The 15,130-nt window shown below is 71.2% G+C and carries 12 protein-coding genes; 9 read left to right on the top strand and 3 right to left on the bottom strand.

Going from position 1 to position 15,130, the window contains the following annotated elements:
- Positions 1–64: 64 nt before the first annotated feature.
- Entirely contained in the window at positions 65–832 is a 768-nt protein-coding gene (locus ABD240_RS13480; protein WP_291792471.1) for an IclR family transcriptional regulator, read from the bottom strand.
- A 74-nt stretch (positions 833–906) separates the two neighbouring features.
- On the bottom strand, positions 907–2,709 hold the full coding sequence (locus tag ABD240_RS13475) for an L-lactate permease (protein WP_344337775.1): 1,803 nt from the start codon (positions 2,707–2,709) through the stop codon (positions 907–909).
- Positions 2,710–2,971: 262 nt separating this feature from the next.
- Between ABD240_RS13475 and ABD240_RS13470 the strand changes: the two genes are divergently transcribed.
- Both ABD240_RS13470 and aceB read left to right on the top strand, forming a co-directional pair.
- Positions 2,972–4,432, top strand: a complete 1,461-nt coding sequence (locus ABD240_RS13470; protein WP_344337773.1) for an FAD-binding oxidoreductase — start codon at positions 2,972–2,974, stop codon at positions 4,430–4,432.
- 110 nt (positions 4,433–4,542) lie between these two features.
- A complete protein-coding gene (aceB, locus tag ABD240_RS13465) occupies positions 4,543–6,144 on the top strand; it encodes a malate synthase A (protein ID WP_344337771.1) in 1,602 nt (533 codons plus the stop codon).
- A gap of 149 nt (positions 6,145–6,293) precedes the next feature.
- Here the strand turns inward: aceB and ABD240_RS13460 are convergent, their stop codons facing one another.
- Complete coding sequence (locus ABD240_RS13460; protein ID WP_291792480.1) at positions 6,294–7,817, bottom strand: DUF1846 domain-containing protein; 1,524 nt, start codon at positions 7,815–7,817, stop codon at positions 6,294–6,296.
- Between the two features lie 381 nt (positions 7,818–8,198).
- Here ABD240_RS13460 and ABD240_RS13455 point away from each other — a divergent pair, with 381 nt between their 5' ends.
- The 7 genes from ABD240_RS13455 to ABD240_RS13425 all read left to right on the top strand — a co-directional run bounded on the left by ABD240_RS13455 (position 8,199) and on the right by ABD240_RS13425 (position 15,080).
- Complete coding sequence (locus ABD240_RS13455) at positions 8,199–10,991, top strand: DNA translocase FtsK 4TM domain-containing protein (protein WP_425547039.1); 2,793 nt, start codon at positions 8,199–8,201, stop codon at positions 10,989–10,991.
- A gap of 70 nt (positions 10,992–11,061) precedes the next feature.
- Positions 11,062–11,709 carry a CDP-diacylglycerol--glycerol-3-phosphate 3-phosphatidyltransferase gene (pgsA, locus tag ABD240_RS13450; RefSeq protein ID WP_344337767.1) on the top strand — a complete coding sequence of 216 codons (648 nt, stop codon included), beginning with the start codon at positions 11,062–11,064 and terminating at the stop codon, positions 11,707–11,709.
- The gene (locus ABD240_RS13445) at positions 11,699–12,214 is read left to right on the top strand and encodes a CinA family protein (protein ID WP_344337765.1); all 516 of its coding nucleotides are present in this window, start codon (positions 11,699–11,701) and stop codon (positions 12,212–12,214) included. The genes pgsA and ABD240_RS13445 overlap by 11 nt, the downstream gene beginning before the upstream one ends.
- Positions 12,215–12,389: 175 nt before the next feature.
- Positions 12,390–12,722, top strand: coding sequence for a helix-turn-helix domain-containing protein (locus tag ABD240_RS13440; RefSeq protein ID WP_291792487.1), 333 nt, complete (start codon positions 12,390–12,392; stop codon positions 12,720–12,722).
- Positions 12,723–12,726: 4 nt separating this feature from the next.
- Positions 12,727–12,954 (top strand): DUF3046 domain-containing protein, encoded by a 228-nt coding sequence (locus tag ABD240_RS13435; RefSeq protein WP_291792489.1) that lies wholly within the window; start codon positions 12,727–12,729, stop codon positions 12,952–12,954.
- 326 nt (positions 12,955–13,280) lie between these two features.
- Positions 13,281–14,429, top strand: a complete 1,149-nt coding sequence (recA, locus tag ABD240_RS13430) for a recombinase RecA (protein WP_291792492.1) — start codon at positions 13,281–13,283, stop codon at positions 14,427–14,429.
- 12 nt (positions 14,430–14,441) lie between these two features.
- The gene (locus ABD240_RS13425; RefSeq protein WP_291792494.1) at positions 14,442–15,080 is read left to right on the top strand and encodes a regulatory protein RecX; all 639 of its coding nucleotides are present in this window, start codon (positions 14,442–14,444) and stop codon (positions 15,078–15,080) included.
- Positions 15,081–15,130: the final 50 nt, after the last annotated feature.

Raw genomic sequence — 15,130 nt, 5'->3', positions numbered from 1 at the left:
AGACGCCTGTCGCCTCCTCCCGCCGTGACGGCGGGAGGAGGCGACAGGCGTCTGCGCGTGCGTCCTAGTCGGCCGCCCACTGCGCGGTGAGCTCCCGCGCGGTCGCACGGAGCTGGTTCGCCACCCGTTCGTAGACCTCGGGCACCAGCCGTGAGCTGGGCGCGGAGACGGACAGCGCGGCCGGGGCCGGCCCGCCGAGCACCGGCACCGCCAGGCAGCGGACGCCGGCCTCCTGCTCCTCGTCGTCGATGGCGTATCCGCACCGCCGTGCCCGGAGCACCTCCGCCAGCACGGTCTCCCGCACGGCGGGAGGTGCTGCGGCGGCCAGCAGATGCCGCACCTCCTCCTGCGGGAGGGTGGACAGCACCGCCTTGCCGACGCCGGAGGAGTGCATCGCGACGCGGCGCCCCACCTCGGTGAACATGCGCATGGAGCGGTGCGAGGCCGACTGCGCCACGTAGGTCATGGCCTCCTGCGTGAAGAAGGCGAGGTTGACGGTCTCCTCCAGCCGGTCGACCAGCCTGTCGAGGACCGGCTGGAGATGGACGCCGGACTGCCGTGCGGCGACCGCGCCCAGACGGACCAGGCGCGAACCCAGGCAGTAGCTGCGGTCCGGGAGCTGGAGCACGTAGCCGCGGGACACGAGGGTGGCCAGCAGGCGGTGCACCGTGGGCATGGGCAGTCCTGCGGCCTCGGCGACCTCCTTCGACCTCGCCGCCCCGCCTGCCGCTGCGAGTGCCTCCAGCACGTCGAGGGTGCGGTCGACCGACTGGACGCGCTGCGGCCGGCGCCCGGTCCGCGGAGGCTCGGGCGTGCGCGGAGTCTGCGACACGGTCTCTCCTTTCGGAAGCGGGGCGGGCGCGGAGGGAGGGCCGTGGTCCGGCTCGCTCCCCGCAGGCGCCGGGCTCAGGCCCGGGCCGGTGCGAGATCCGTGTTCTCCCGTCCCTTCTCGCGGGTGAGCAGGAAGAACGTCGCGATGACGCCCAGCAGGACGACGCCCAGCAGGATCGTACCGAGGTTGAGTCCGGGGCCCCAGACGTAGATGTAGGCGAGGCAGCCGGCGGTGAGGCTGTAGACGAGCATGGGGATCACGGTGCGGCGGATGATATCGCCTTCGTGCCCCAGCAGGCCCACGGTGGCGGCGGCCGCGACGACGTTGTGGACCGCGACCATGTTGCCGGCCGCACCGCCCACGGCCTGCGCGGCCACGACGGTCTCCGGTGAGGACACCCCGATGTTCACCCCGGTGGAGAACTGGAACTGGGAGAACATCACGTTCGACACCGTGTTGGAACCGGCGATGAATGCGCCGAGCGCTCCGACGAAGGGCGCCAGCAGCGGCCAGTTCGCACCCATCGCCTCCGCGGCGGAGTTCGCCAGGGTGAGCGGCATCGAGTCCAGACCGGAGGCGTTGTACTCCTGCCCGGAGTTGATGAAGACGCGGACCATCGGCACGGAGCACAGCAGGGCGAACGCCGCTCCGGCGAGCTGCTTCCCGGCCAGGGACCAGGCATCGGCGATCTGCCTCCTGGTCATGCGGTGGATGCCGTAGGTGGCGATGCTGGCCAGGAGGAAGAGGAAGCCGGGGGAGTAGAGCAGGTCCATCTTCTGTGCGATGCCGGTGCCGAAGATGTCCTCGACGTTGACCACCGCGGTGACGGAGAAGAACTCCTTGAGCGCCGGCACGTTGCGGGTCAGCAGGAGCAGGGCGACGACGATGAGGTACGGGGCCCAGGCCTGGACGAGCGGCATGCGCTTCCCGAGGTGCTTGGCCTCGTCCTCGGGATCGACCTTGCCCATCCACCGCTCCGGCCACCGGTTCCGGGCGGGGAAGTCCCAGATCTGCTTGGGCATGAGGAAGCCCTTGCGCGCCGCTGTGATGACGATGAGCAGGCCGATGAGACCGCCCAGCAGGGAGGGGAACTCCGGGCCGAGGAGCCAGGCGACGAGCAGGTACGGGACGATGAAGGCCACGGCGGCGAAGACGGCGAACGGTGCCACTGCGAGGCCGTCCGCGAACCGCTTCCGCTCCCCGAAGAATCCGGTCATGAAGCAGACCAGTGTGAGCGGGATGAAGATGCCGCAGACGGCGTGCAGCGCGGCCACCTGGAAGGCGGTGTGCGCGACGAAGCCGGAGGCGTCGACGCCGAGCTCCGCGGCGCGGGCGGAGACGTCCGCGGAGAGGCCTCCGGTGCTGTCCTGGAGGCCGGTGCCGATGCCCGTGAGCATGGGAGTGCCGACGGCGCCGAAGCTCACGGGGGTCGACTGAATGAGCAGACCCGCGAGCACCGCGGCGACGGCCGGGAAGCCGAGCGCGAGCATGAGCGGGGCGACGACGGCCGCGGGCGTGCCGAACCCGGCGGCGCCCTCGATGAAGCTGCCGAAGAGCCAGGCGACGATGATGACCTGCACGCGCCGGTCCGCGGAGACGGAGACGAAGCCCGCCTTGATGGTCTCGATGGCACCGGACTTGGTCACCGTCGCGAGCATGAGGAGGGCGCCGAAGACGATCCAGAGCAGACCCGCGGCGACGAGGATCCCCTGCATCACCGAGGCGCCGATCGTGATCCACTCGACCTTCCAGGCGAAGAACGAGACGAGCGCGGCGACGACGAGGCCGGCGGGCATGGCGACGGTGGCCGGCGCCCGGAACCCCAGCAGGAGGATTCCGGCGACGAGGATGGGGGAAGCGGCGAGCAGGGCGTCCATGTGAACCTCTCGGTGGCCCGTGCGGCTGCAGCGGCGCACGGGGGAAGCAGGGGCGGGCCGAGGTGCCTCGGGAGTTCCGTGGGGTGGTCGGCCGGATTCCATGATGCGGTATGGATCACATCTCTGTCCAGCGTTCTGTGAGGACCGTGGCATCCCAGTCACAGGATTCGCGTGGGATCACTGCGGCGGCGGGCAAGTGATTTCGCAATCTGGAATTGTGATTTCATTCGGCGGGAAACGGGTGTTAGCCTCGTCCCAGTGCGTGAGCGAAGACACAGTGACGGGCGCAGTGGGAGGCGAACAGGTGACGACGAAGCACGGGTCCGGCGAGGCCGCGGAGACCCTCGAGGAGCTGCGGAGCAGGCTGCCGGACGGCGCGGTGGTCACCGACCCCGTGAAGACCGAGGCCTACCGCCGGGACAGGGCGGAGGACCCTGACGCGGGAGTGCCGCTCGCGGTCGTCAGGCCCACCTGCACGGAGGAGGTGCAGGAGGCCGTGCGCTTCGCCCGCGCCACCGGCACGCCGATCGTGCCGCGGGGCGCCGGGACCAGCCTCTCCGGCGGCTCCACCGCCCAGGACGGCTGCCTCGTGCTCTCCCTCGAGCGCATGCGCGAGATCACGGTCGACCCGGTCACCCGCACCGTCGTGGCCCAGCCCGGCGCGCTCAACGGGGAGGTCAAGGAGGCCGCCGCCGCGCACGGACTCTGGTACCCGCCGGATCCCGCCTCCTACACCTTCTGCTCGATCGGCGGCAACATCGCCACCAACGCCGGCGGCCTCTGCTGCGTGAAGTACGGGGTCACCACCGACTACGTGCTGGGGATGACCGTGGTGCTCGCGGACGGGCGCAGCGTGGCCCTCGGCGGCCCGCGCCTCAAGGACGTGGCGGGGCTGCCGCTCACCAAGCTGTTCGTGGGCAGCGAGGGGACGCTCGGGATCATCACGGACGTGACGCTGCGACTGGTGCCCGCCCAGCGCGCCCCGCAGACCCTCGTGGCGACGTTCCCCACCCTCGCCTCCGCCACGGACGCCGTGCTCGCGATCACCCGCACCATGCGGCCCTCGATGCTCGAGTTCATGGACGGCCCCACGCTGAACGCGGTGGAGGACGAGACGCGCATGGGGCTCGACCGGGATGCCGCGGCGATGCTCATCGTGCAGTCGGACGAATCGCCGGACCAGGCCGCTGCGGAGGTCGCGGAGATCACGCGTCGCTGCGAGGCGGCGGGCGCCACGGAGGTCTTCTCCACCGACGACCCGGAGGAGGGGGAGGCCTTCGTCGCCGCACGCCGCCTGGCGATCCCCGCGGTCGAGAAGAAGGGCACGATCCTGCTCGAGGACGTGGGCGTCCCCATTCCCGCACTGGGCGCGCTGGTCGAGGGGATCGCGGCGATCTCCGGCCGGCGCGAGGTCGTCGTCGCCGTCATGGCCCACGCGGGCGACGGGAACACCCACCCGCTCGTCGTGTTCGATCCCGCGGACCCCGGGCAGCGGGAGCGGGCGCATCTGGCGTACGGCGAGATCATGGACCTCGCCGTCTCCCTCGGCGGCACCATCACGGGCGAACACGGCGTGGGCAGGCTGAAGGAGCCCTGGCTGGCCGGGTACCTGGGCGAGGATGTCATGGACCTCAACCGCATGGTCAAGGCGGCCTTCGATCCCACAGGCATCCTCAACCCCGGAGTGATGTTCGCCCAGCCGCCTCGTGCGCACGCCCGCTGAGAACTGCGCCGCGCACACGCCGACCGTCAGACCGCCTATCGCGCCCTCCTGCGCGGTGGGTCCACCGGGTGCGGATGCCCCGCACCCGGAGTAGAGAAGAGGAGAGAAGCATGACCGCTCCCAGCATCGAGGTCCCCGAGGGCCTCGAGATCACCGCCGAACTGCCGGAGGGCTCCGAGAAGGTCCTCACACCGGCGGCACTGGACCTCATCGTCTCCCTCCACCGTGCGTTCGCGGACACCCGCGAGGAGCGCCTGGCCGCCCGCCGTGAGCGTCAGGCGCGCCTGGAGGCCGGCGAGGAGCTCGACTTCCTGCCGGAGACCGCTGCCATCCGCGACGATCCCAGCTGGCGGGTCGCGCCCCCGGCCCCGGGGCTGGAGGACCGGCGGGTGGAGGTTACCGGGCCCACGTACAGGAAGATGACGATCAACGCGCTCAACTCCGGGGCCAAGGTGTGGCTCGCGGACCAGGAGGACGCGAACACCCCGGCCTGGGACTCCGTGATCGGCGGGCAGGTGAACCTGCTCGAGGCCGTGCGCCGCGAGATCGACTTCGTGAGCGAGCAGGGCAAGGAGTACCGCCTGCGCCCGGACGAGGAGCTGCCCACCATCGTGGTCCGTCCGCGCGGCTGGCACCTCGAGGAGAAGCACATGCGCATCGACGGCCGGGTGGCCTCGGGCTCGCTCGTGGACTTCGCGCTGTACGTCGCGAACACCGGCCCGCTGCAGATCGCCAAGGGCCGCGGACCCTACTTCTACCTCCCCAAGATGGAGTCGCACCTCGAGGCGCGCCTGTGGAACGACGTGTTCGTCCACGCGCAGGACGCTCTCGGGATCCCGCGGGGCACCATCCGCGCGACCTGCCTCATCGAGACCTACCCCGCGGCCTTCGAGATGGAGGAGATCCTCTACGAGCTGCGCGAGCACTCCGCGGGTCTCAACGCGGGGCGCTGGGACTACATCTTCTCCGTCATCAAGACCCACCGGACCAAGGGCGAGGACTGGATCCTGCCGGACCGCGGCCAGGTGACCATGACGGTGCCGTTCATGCGGGCATACACGGAGCTGCTGGTGCGCACGTGCCACAAGCGCGGGGCCCACGCGATCGGCGGCATGTCCGCGTTCATCCCGTCCAAGGACGAGGAGGCGAACCGCCGGGCCTTCGAACAGGTGGAGCGGGACAAGTCACGCGAGGCCGGCGACGGCTTCGACGGCTCCTGGGTGGCGCACCCGGGCATGGTGGAGGCCTGCCGGGAGCAGTTCACGAAGGTGCTGGGCGAGCGTCCCAACCAGCTCGAGCGCACCCGTGAGGACGTCGCCGTGACGGCGGCGGACCTCCTCAGCGTCAAGGACACGCCCGGGCGGATCACGGAGGCCGGCCTGCGGCAGAACGTGAACGTGGGCATCCAGTACGTCGCCGCCTGGCTGAGCGGCAACGGCGCCGCGGCGATCCACGGCCTCATGGAGGACGCCGCCACGGCGGAGATCTCCCGTTCGCAGGTGTGGCAGTGGCTGCACTACGGCGTGACGCTGCAGGACTCCGGAGAGCAGGTGACGAAGGAGCTCGTGGACAGGATCGTCGAGGAGGAGGTGGCGAAGCTGCCCGGCGAGCCCGAGGCCTGGGTCACCCCGCGCCGCCTGTTCCAGCAGATGGCGACGCAGGAGGAGTACGCGGACTTCCTCACCGTCCCGGCCTACGAGCTGCTGGGCTGAGCCTCACAGGCCGGTGGAACTCCGCCGGGAGTTCCACCGGCCGGCGACGTTTCGCACCTTCTGACGGTGTGCGTACGCGTACACATGCGCACACCGTCAGAAGGTGCGAAACGTGGGTGTGGGGCGGACCCGCGCGGCGCGAGGCAGGGTCAGCGCTTGTGGTAGAGCGACGTCCGGCGCTGGTACTTGGGCTCGCTCGTGACCATGATGCCCAGGCTGCGGAAGATCCCCTCGTCCACGGAGCCCAGGACGGTCGTCGTGTGCGCGTTCGTCCCCTCGAGCTCCCGGAGGTGGCGCAGCGCGGAGCGGCTCACCTCGTTCGTGCCGGCGGAGACGGAGAGCGCGATGAGGACCTCGTCCGTGTGCAGCCGGGGATTGCGGCTGCCCAGGTGCTCGGTCTTGAGCGTCTGGATGGGTTCGATGGACTCCGGCGAGAGCAGATGCGCCTCCTCGTCGATCCCCGCAAGGTGCTTGAGCGCATTGAGCAGCATCGCCGCGGAGCAGCCCAGGAGGGGAGAGGTCTTCCCGGTGATGAGGGTGCCGTCGTGCAGCTGCAGGGCAGAGGCCGGCGCGCCGGTCTCCTCCTCGAGCTCCAGCGCCGGGCCCACCACGGCGCGGTCGGAGGTCTCGACGCCGGCCCTGCTCATGATCAGGGCCACCCTCTCCGAGAGGACGGCGTCGGCATCGCTGCGGCGTTCGTCGACCAGCGCCTTGAAGTAGCGGCGGATGATCTCCTGCCGGGCGGCCTCCCGGCACACCGCGTCGTCGACGATGCAGCTGCCCACCATGTTCACGCCCATGTCCGTGGGGGAGGCGTACGGGCTCCTGCCTGCGATCCGCTCCAGCAGCGCGGCGAGCAGCGGGAAGACCTCCACGTCGCGGTTGTAGGACGTCGCCTGCGTGCCGTAGCGCTGCAGGTGGAAGGGGTCGATGACGTTGATGTCGTCGAGGTCCGCCGTCGCGGCCTCGTAGGCGAGGTTCACGGGATGCTCGAGGGGCAGCCCCCACACCGGGAAGGTCTCGAACTTGGCGTAGCCGGAGACGATCCCGCGCTGGTGGTCGTGGTAGATCTGCGAGAGGCAGGTGGCGAGCTTGCCGGAGCCCGGGCCGGGCGCCGTGAGGACCACCAGATCGCGGCTCGTCTCCACGTACTCGTTGAGGCCGAACCCCGCTTCGCTCACCACCCTCCGCGTGTCGGTGGGATAGCCGGGTATGATGCGGTGCCGGGCTGTCCGCAGCCCCAGCCGCTCCAGCCTGCGGCGGAAGGCCATGCCGGCCTGGTTGTCGTCCTCGAGCTGCGTGAAGACCACGTTCTCCACGAGGAAGCCGCGCTCGCGGAACACGTCGACCAGCCGGAGCACGTCCTCCTCGTAGGTGATGCCGAGGTCCGCGCGCACCTTCTGCCGCAGAAGATCCCGCGCATTCACGGCGATGACGATCTCCAGCTCGTCCCGCAGCTGCTCGAGCATCGCGATCTTGTTGTCCGGGGTGAATCCGGGCAGCACGCGTGCGGCGTGCATGTCGTCGAAGAGCTTGCCGCCCATCTCCAGGTAGAGCTTCCCGCCGATCTCCCGCCGCCGCGCGCGGATGTGCTCGGACTGGAGTGCGATGTAGCGCTCCCGGTCGAACCCCGTGGGCGGAGCCGCGGGTGTGTGGCTGGGGACATGCGTCACGGAGTGCCCTTCCGTCGGTGTGCAGCGGACTGCACCGATGATACTGGGCGGGGAAGGCGAGGCGGCGGCCGACGGCGCGGACCGTGAGGGGGTGCGCGCCGTCGCGCAGACCCTCCGGCCAAAACGCCCGAGGCCCTGCCTCCCACACCTGGAGCCGTCCGCCTCATAGCATGGGCGATCATGGCGACCAGTACGACTTCCCCCGCCAAGACAGGTCGCGCCCGGGGCTCCAAGGCCAAGGCGACGGGCTCCGCGCCCGCCCGCCGCACCTCGGGCCCGGCCGCGAAGACCGGGGGCGCCTCGGCCGGCGGACGGGCCACGGACACGGAGGACCGCTCGCGCGGCGGCCTCCTCACCGGTGCATGGATGGGAGTGTCACACATGGCAGGCAGCCGCGCCCGCAGGGCGCTCGATCCGGAGGACCCCTCACACACGGCCCCCATGCGCCGCGACGGCACGGGCTTCGCCCTGCTCGCGCTCGCGATCCTCGTGGCCGCCTTCGAGTGGTGGAACATCCCCGGCGCCTTCGGCAGCGGCGTGCGCGCGGTCGTTGAGGGCACGTTCGGCCGCGTCGCACTCGCCCTGCCGCTGGTCCTCGTGGGCTATGCCGTCCGGCTCTTCCTCCGCGGGGACGACACCCGCGGGAACAACCGGATCCTCATCGGGATCATCGCCGCTCTGTTCGCGGCGGCGGGTCTCGCGCACATCACCGCGGGCTCGCCCAGCTTCGTGAATTCGCGGGAGGCGATGGCCAACGGGGGCGGCGCGCTCGGGTACATCGTGTCCTCGCCGCTCGTCGCGGCCACCACGGTGTACGTGGCGGTGCCGCTGCTCTCCCTGCTGGGGCTCTTCTCCCTCCTCATCCTCACCGCGACCCCGGTGCGGCGGATCCCCGAGCGCGTCCGCGCCGCCTACGCCCGGCTCACGGGCTCGGCAGCGCCCGCGGGGGAGCGCGAGGACGCACCCGAGTCCGAGGACCTCGTCGCCGAGGGCAGGACGACCTCCACCCTCAGGCCGCTCGGACGCCGCCGCGGGGCGAAGCGGAAGGCGGCCGAGGAGGCGCGCGCCCACGAGGCGGAGGAGGAGACCGCCTACGACAAGGCCTACATCCACGAGAACGACGTCGAGGCCGAGGAGGCCGCCGGCTCGGCACCCTCCCGCGGCAGGGGACGGGGAAAGCGGGCCCAGCCGGAGGAGACGGCGGCGGAGGCGCCGGAGGTCTACGACGTCGATGCGGAGGCCGAGCCGCAGTACCGGCCCGGCCAGCGCCGTCCCACGAAGGCGGAGCGGGAGGCCGCCGCGCTGCGCCGGGAGGTGGGCATGGACGAGCCCACCGCCGTGCTCGGCGGCGCCGCGGCGCAGACCCGGCAGTCCGCCCCGGCCTCGGAGGCGGACACGGCGGAGGTGCCCGCAGTCAGCACCCCGGCGCCGCAGGCGACCGGCGAGCTGCCGCAGCGCGTGGCCCAGCTGGAGCTGGGCGGCGACGTCACCTACACCCTGCCCTCCTCGGAGCTGCTGGCGGCGGGTCCGCCGCCCAAGGAGCGCTCGGAGGCCAACGACCGGGTCGTCGCCGCGCTGCGCGACGTGTTCGAGCAGTTCAAGATCGACGCGGAGGTCGCAGGCTTCTCCCGCGGGCCCACCGTCACCCGCTACGAGGTGGAGCTGGCACCGGGGACCAAGGTGGAGAAGGTCACGGCGCTGAGCAAGAACATCGCCTACGCCGTGGCGAGCGCGGACGTGCGCATCCTCTCGCCCATCCCGGGCAAGAAGGCGATCGGCATCGAGATCCCCAACTCGGACAGGGAGACGGTCTCCCTGGGCGATGTGCTGCGCTCCAACGCTGCCCGGAAGACGGACCACCCCATGGTGATGGGCGTGGGCAAGGACGTGGAGGGCGGCTTCGTCGTCGCGGACCTGTCGAAGATGCCGCACCTGCTGGTGGCCGGTGCGACGGGCGCCGGCAAGTCGAGCTTCGTCAACTCCATGATCACCTCGATCATGATGCGGGCGACCCCGGACGAGGTGCGCATGATCCTCGTCGACCCCAAGCGGGTGGAGCTCACCACCTACGAGGGCATCCCGCACCTCATCACCCCCATCATCACCAATCCCAAGAAGGCCGCCGAGGCCCTCGAGTGGGTGGTGCGGGAGATGGACGCCCGCTACGACGACCTCGCGCACTTCGGGTTCAAGCACGTGAAGGAGTTCAACCGCGCGGTGCGGGAGGGGAAGCTCACCCCGCCGCCGGGCTCCGAGCGGGAGCTGCACCCGTACCCCTACCTCCTCGTCGTGGTCGACGAGCTCGCGGACCTCATGATGGTCGCCCCGCGTGACGTGGAGGCGTCCATCCAGCGCATCACGCAGCTGGCCCGCGCCGCAGGCATCCACCTGGTGCTCGCCACGCAGCGGCCGTCCGTGGACGTCGTCACCGGTCTCATCAAGGCCAATGTGCCCTCGCGGCTGGCCTTCGCGACCTCCTCGCTGGCCGACTCCCGCGTGGTCCTCGACCAGCCCGGCGCGGAGAAGCTGATCGGTCAGGGCGACGCGCTGTTCCTGCCGATGGGCGCAGCGAAACCCATGCGCGTCCAGGGCGCCTGGGTGAACGAGTCGGAGATCGAGGAGGTCGTCGCGCACGTCAAGGGCCAGCTCTCCCCGGTCTATCGGGAGGACGTGGCCGTCGAGGCCCCCAAGAAGCAGATCGACGAGGAGATCGGGGACGACCTCGACCTCCTGCTGCAGGCCGCGGAGCTCGTCGTCACGACCCAGTTCGGCTCCACCTCCATGCTCCAGCGCAAGCTGCGCGTGGGCTTCGCCAAGGCGGGACGGCTCATGGACCTCATGGAGTCGCGTGGTGTGGTGGGGCCCTCCGAGGGCTCGAAGGCCCGCGACGTGCTCGTCCGGCCGGAGGACCTGCCGGGCACGCTGGCCGTCATCCGCGGCGAGGACCCCGGGGACGGCGGAGCTCCCGCCGGCGCACAGCCGGAACCGGACGCAAGCGGACCCGCCGGTGCGCGGCTGCCCGCGGAGGACCCCTACGCGACGGGCGGCCCCCGCGGCATGGGGGACGAGGAGCACACCCACCTGGGAGCCGACGGCAGGATGTACGACGACGCGACCGGGCTGGAGATCGTGGAGGCCGGCGACGACGATGCGTGGGAGCTCACCGGCCGGTAGCCCGGCCGCCCCCGCTGCGGCTCCCGGCACCGGCCGGGCGTCCGGGAACCGCAGCGGTTAGGGTGGTGCCGTGAGCACTCAGACAGCGGACAGCGGGCCCAGCAGCCTCAATCTCCCCAACGCCCTCACCGTGGTGCGGATCCTCCTGGTCCCCGTGTTCCTCGTCCTCCTCCTGGGCGGCGGCGCGCTGGGCGCGCCGTGGACGGAGCTGGATCCCCAGCGCATGCTCTGGGCCTTCATCGTGTTCGTCGTCGCGATGGTCACGGACTGGATCGACGGCTTCCTCGCCCGGCGCTGGAACCTCATCACGGACTTCGGCAAGATCGCGGATCCGATCGCGGACAAGTCGCTCATGGCCTCGGCGCTCATCGGGCTGGCGCTCGTGGGGATCCTGCCGTGGTGGGTGCCGGTGGTCATCCTCGTCCGCGAGCTCGGCATCACGGTCCTGCGCTTCGTCATCATCCGCTGGGTGGTGCTGCCGGCCTCGAAGGGCGGCAAGCTCAAGACCGTGCTGCAGACGGGGGCGCTCAGCCTCTTCCTGCTCCAGGCCCCGGTCGCGGTGTGGCTGCCGGGGATCCTCGCCGGCTGGCTCGTGGTCTCCTGGCTGTTGCTCACCGCCGCGATCGTCGTCACGCTGGTGACGGGGGCGGACTACTGCGTGAAGTCCGCCGCGCTGGTGCGTGAGGCGAAGGCCCGGGGCAGCGCCGGTGAGCGCTGAGGGTCCGGAGGCCGGTTCACAGGCGGGTGCGGTCGGGCCTGCCGCGGTGATCGGCGCACTCCGGGAGCGCGGCCTCACCATCGCCACGTGCGAGTCGCTCACGGCGGGACTGCTCTCCGCCACCCTCGCGGAGGTGCCGGGCGCATCGGCGGTGCTGCGCGGGGGACTCGTGACGTACGCGACCGCGCTCAAGGCGGAGCTGGCCGGCGTCGACCCGGACCTGCTCGCCGCGCACGGAGCGGTGGACCCGCAGGTGGCCCGGGAGATGGCGCGTGGCGCGGTGCGCGCGTGCGGAGCGGACCTCGGGGTCTCCTGCACCGGGGTGGCCGGGCCGGACCCGCAGGACGGGAAGCCCGTGGGCCGGGTCTACCTCGCGCTCGCGCGGAGCGGCGGCGGAGTGCGGACGGCGGAGCTCGACCTCACCGGCTCCCGCAGGGAGATCCGGGAGGCCACGGTCCGGGCGTGCCTGGACCTCGTCCTCGCGGCGTGCGCCGAGGATGCCTGAGAGAACCGTCGACGCCTGTGTCCCACCCCACCTGTAGACTGGGGAACAACCGCAGAGCGGCTGCGGTTGCAGTCACAGTGAGGTCGGATATCCAGTCGTACCTGCATGATCGGTCGGTCCCGCACCCGGTGCCGGGGACGGCCTGCACACGTTGGCCAGTGAGGAAGGGAACCGCGTGACTCTCCTGCGAATCGAGATCGGCGACGCACTGCGCACCGCGCGGCGCCGCCAGGGCCGCACGCTGCGTGAGGTCTCCGCGGATGCGAGCGTCTCCCTGGGCTACCTCAGCGAGATCGAGCGCGGGCAGAAGGAAGCCTCCTCGGAGCTCCTGGCCTCCATCTGCGAGGCCCTGGATATGCCGGTGTCCGGTCTGCTGCGCGATGTGAGCGACCGCTTCGCCCTGGACGAGGGCGTCGACATCCCGGACACCATCCCCGTCGAGCTCGCGCGCCGCGTGCTCTCCGGCGGCCGCGCTGACGACGAGCCCGCGCTGGCGGGCAGGCCCTGATCCCATGCGGCACGCGCTGTACTGGGAGCTCATGGACGACGAGTTCGGCCGCATGCGCGCGGCCTCCCTGCATGAGGACCTCGCGCTGAGCACGCTGGGCTCGCTCACCCCCGCCCAGGCGTTCGAGGCCGGCCACGGGCCCAAGGAGGTCTGGGCTGCGGTCTGCGAGGCCGCCGGGGTCCCCGCCGAGCGCAGACTGGGCAGGGACAAGCCCGCGGCCACCCCGATGTGAGCCTCCGGCCGCTCGGGACAGGAGCCCGTGCCCGGTCCCTTCCCGCCCCCGGACGCGGCAGGCAGATGCCGCATCCGCCCCACCCGCTCGTGCAGGTGGGGCGGATGCGTTCCCGGCGGCGTGCGGGCCGGGGGCGACACGCCGCACGAGACGATTAGAACACGTGTTCCCCTCGCGGTATGCTTGAACCCTGACCGCCCCGCGTCATCCCTGCTGTGGATGTGCGAGCGGGCTGTACACAGGTTCACCCGGATCGGGGAGCTGTGTCCGTGCCGGTGTCTACTCTGGTCCCAGACAGGCATCGACGTACTGATCTTGGAGGAGACATGGCAGCGAAGACCACCCGCGGCGCACAGACCGCCGGCGGAGACAAGAGCAAGGCCCTGGAAGCGGCGATGGGGCAGGTGGAGCGCCAGTACGGCAAGGGCGCTGTCATGCGCCTGGGGGAGGAGAAGCGCCAGCCCATCGAGGCGATCCCCACCGGCTCCGTCGCACTCGACATCGCACTCGGCGTGGGCGGTCTGCCGCGCGGTCGTGTCGTGGAGATCTACGGGCCGGAGTCCTCCGGCAAGACGACCGTGGCCCTGCACGCCGTCGCGAGCGCGCAGAAGGCCGGGGGCATCGCGGCCTTCATCGACGCGGAGCACGCCCTGGACCCGGAGTATGCCAAGGCGCTGGGCGTGGACACGGATCAGCTCCTGGTCTCGCAGCCGGACACCGGCGAGCAGGCGCTGGAGATCGCGGACATGCTGATCCGCTCCGGCGCCCTCGACGTCATCGTCATCGACTCCGTCGCGGCCCTCGTGCCCAAGGCGGAGATCGAGGGGGAGATGGGCGACTCCCACGTGGGTCTCCAGGCCCGTCTCATGTCGCAGGCGCTGCGCAAGATCACGGGCGCCCTCGCCGCGTCGAAGACGACGGCGATCTTCATCAACCAGCTGCGTGAGAAGGTGGGCGTGTTCTTCGGTTCGCCGGAGACCACCTCCGGCGGCAAGGCCCTGAAGTTCTACGCCTCGGTGCGTCTGGACGTGCGCCGGATCGAGACCCTCAAGGAGGGTGGTGACGCAGTGGGCAACCGCACGCGCGTCAAGGTCGTGAAGAACAAGGTCGCGCCGCCGTTCAAGCAGGCGGAGTTCGACATCATCTACGGTCACGGGATCTCCCGCGAGGGCAGCCTGATCGACATGGGCGTGGACAACGGGATCGTCCGCAAGTCCGGGTCCTGGTTCACCTATGACGGCGACCAGCTGGGCCAGGGCAAGGAGAACGTCCGCAACTTCCTCAAGGACAATCCGGGACTCGCCGAGGAGATCGAGACGAAGATCAAGGAGAAGCTGGGTCTCTTCGCCGCGCCGGAGGAGGCCGAGGCACCGGAGGTGGACGGAGGCCCGGCCGGGCCCGGAGCGGGCAAGGCCTCCGCGGCCAAGCCCGCGGAGCCCAAGGGTGCGCCCGTGCCGGCCGGTGCGGAGTTCTGAGGGTGAGCGGTCATGGCCCCGGACCCGCGTGAGGAACTGATCGCCTCCCTGCAGGCCGCCGTGGAAGCGGTGCCTGCGAGCGGGGACGGGCCCCTCGGCGCAGAGGGCACGGGAGACACCGCGGTCTCGGGGGGTGCGCCCGCTGCAGCCGGGGCCGCCGCAGATCCGTCCGCGCCCGGGAGCCCGGAGAATCCTGACTACCGGGCGGCGAGGAAGCGGGCATATTCGCTCCTGGCGATGCGCGATCACAGCAGGGCGGAGCTCAGGGAGAAGCTCCTGCGGAAGGAGCATGCAGGGGACTCCGTCGAGATCCTCCTCGACCGCCTCGAGGCCTCCGACCTGCTGAACGACAGGCGGTACGCCCAGCAGCTCGTCCGCGTGCAGCGTGAGCAGAAGGGCCTCTCCGCATCCGCACTCCAGCGGCGGCTGCGGGAGAAGGGCGTCTCCGACGAGGACGCCCGTGCCTCGTTGGAGGACCTCGACGACGACTTCCCGCACGCCCTGGCCCTCGCGAGGAGGAAGGCGGCGTCCACCCGCACGCTGGACCGGGACACCCGGCTGCGCAGGATCCTCGGCGTGCTCGGGCGGCGCGGATTCGCCGGGGGAACGGCCATGCGCGCCGCGCAGGAGGCCCTGGACGAGGAGTGCTGAGCAGGGCCGGAGGCACCCGTGGGGCATCCCGTCGGACGTTCCAGATAGCG

Origin of the sequence: Brevibacterium salitolerans (genome assembly GCF_039531405.1) — a bacterium.
GTDB lineage: Bacteria > Actinomycetota > Actinomycetes > Actinomycetales > Brevibacteriaceae > Brevibacterium > Brevibacterium salitolerans.
This window is presented reverse-complemented; position numbering and strand designations above follow the sequence as displayed.

Coding starts and splice junctions, on each gene's coding strand:
- ABD240_RS13435 (WP_291792489.1), top strand. CDS start 12,727: ATGCGGCACGCGCTGTACTGGGAGCTCATGGACGACGAGTTCGGCCGC.
- ABD240_RS13425 (WP_291792494.1), top strand. CDS start 14,442: ATGGCCCCGGACCCGCGTGAGGAACTGATCGCCTCCCTGCAGGCCGCC.
- ABD240_RS13475 (WP_344337775.1), bottom strand. CDS start 2,709: ATGGACGCCCTGCTCGCCGCTTCCCCCATCCTCGTCGCCGGAATCCTC.
- aceB (WP_344337771.1), top strand. CDS start 4,543: ATGACCGCTCCCAGCATCGAGGTCCCCGAGGGCCTCGAGATCACCGCC.
- recA (WP_291792492.1), top strand. CDS start 13,281: ATGGCAGCGAAGACCACCCGCGGCGCACAGACCGCCGGCGGAGACAAG.
- ABD240_RS13455 (WP_425547039.1), top strand. CDS start 8,199: ATGGCAGGCAGCCGCGCCCGCAGGGCGCTCGATCCGGAGGACCCCTCA.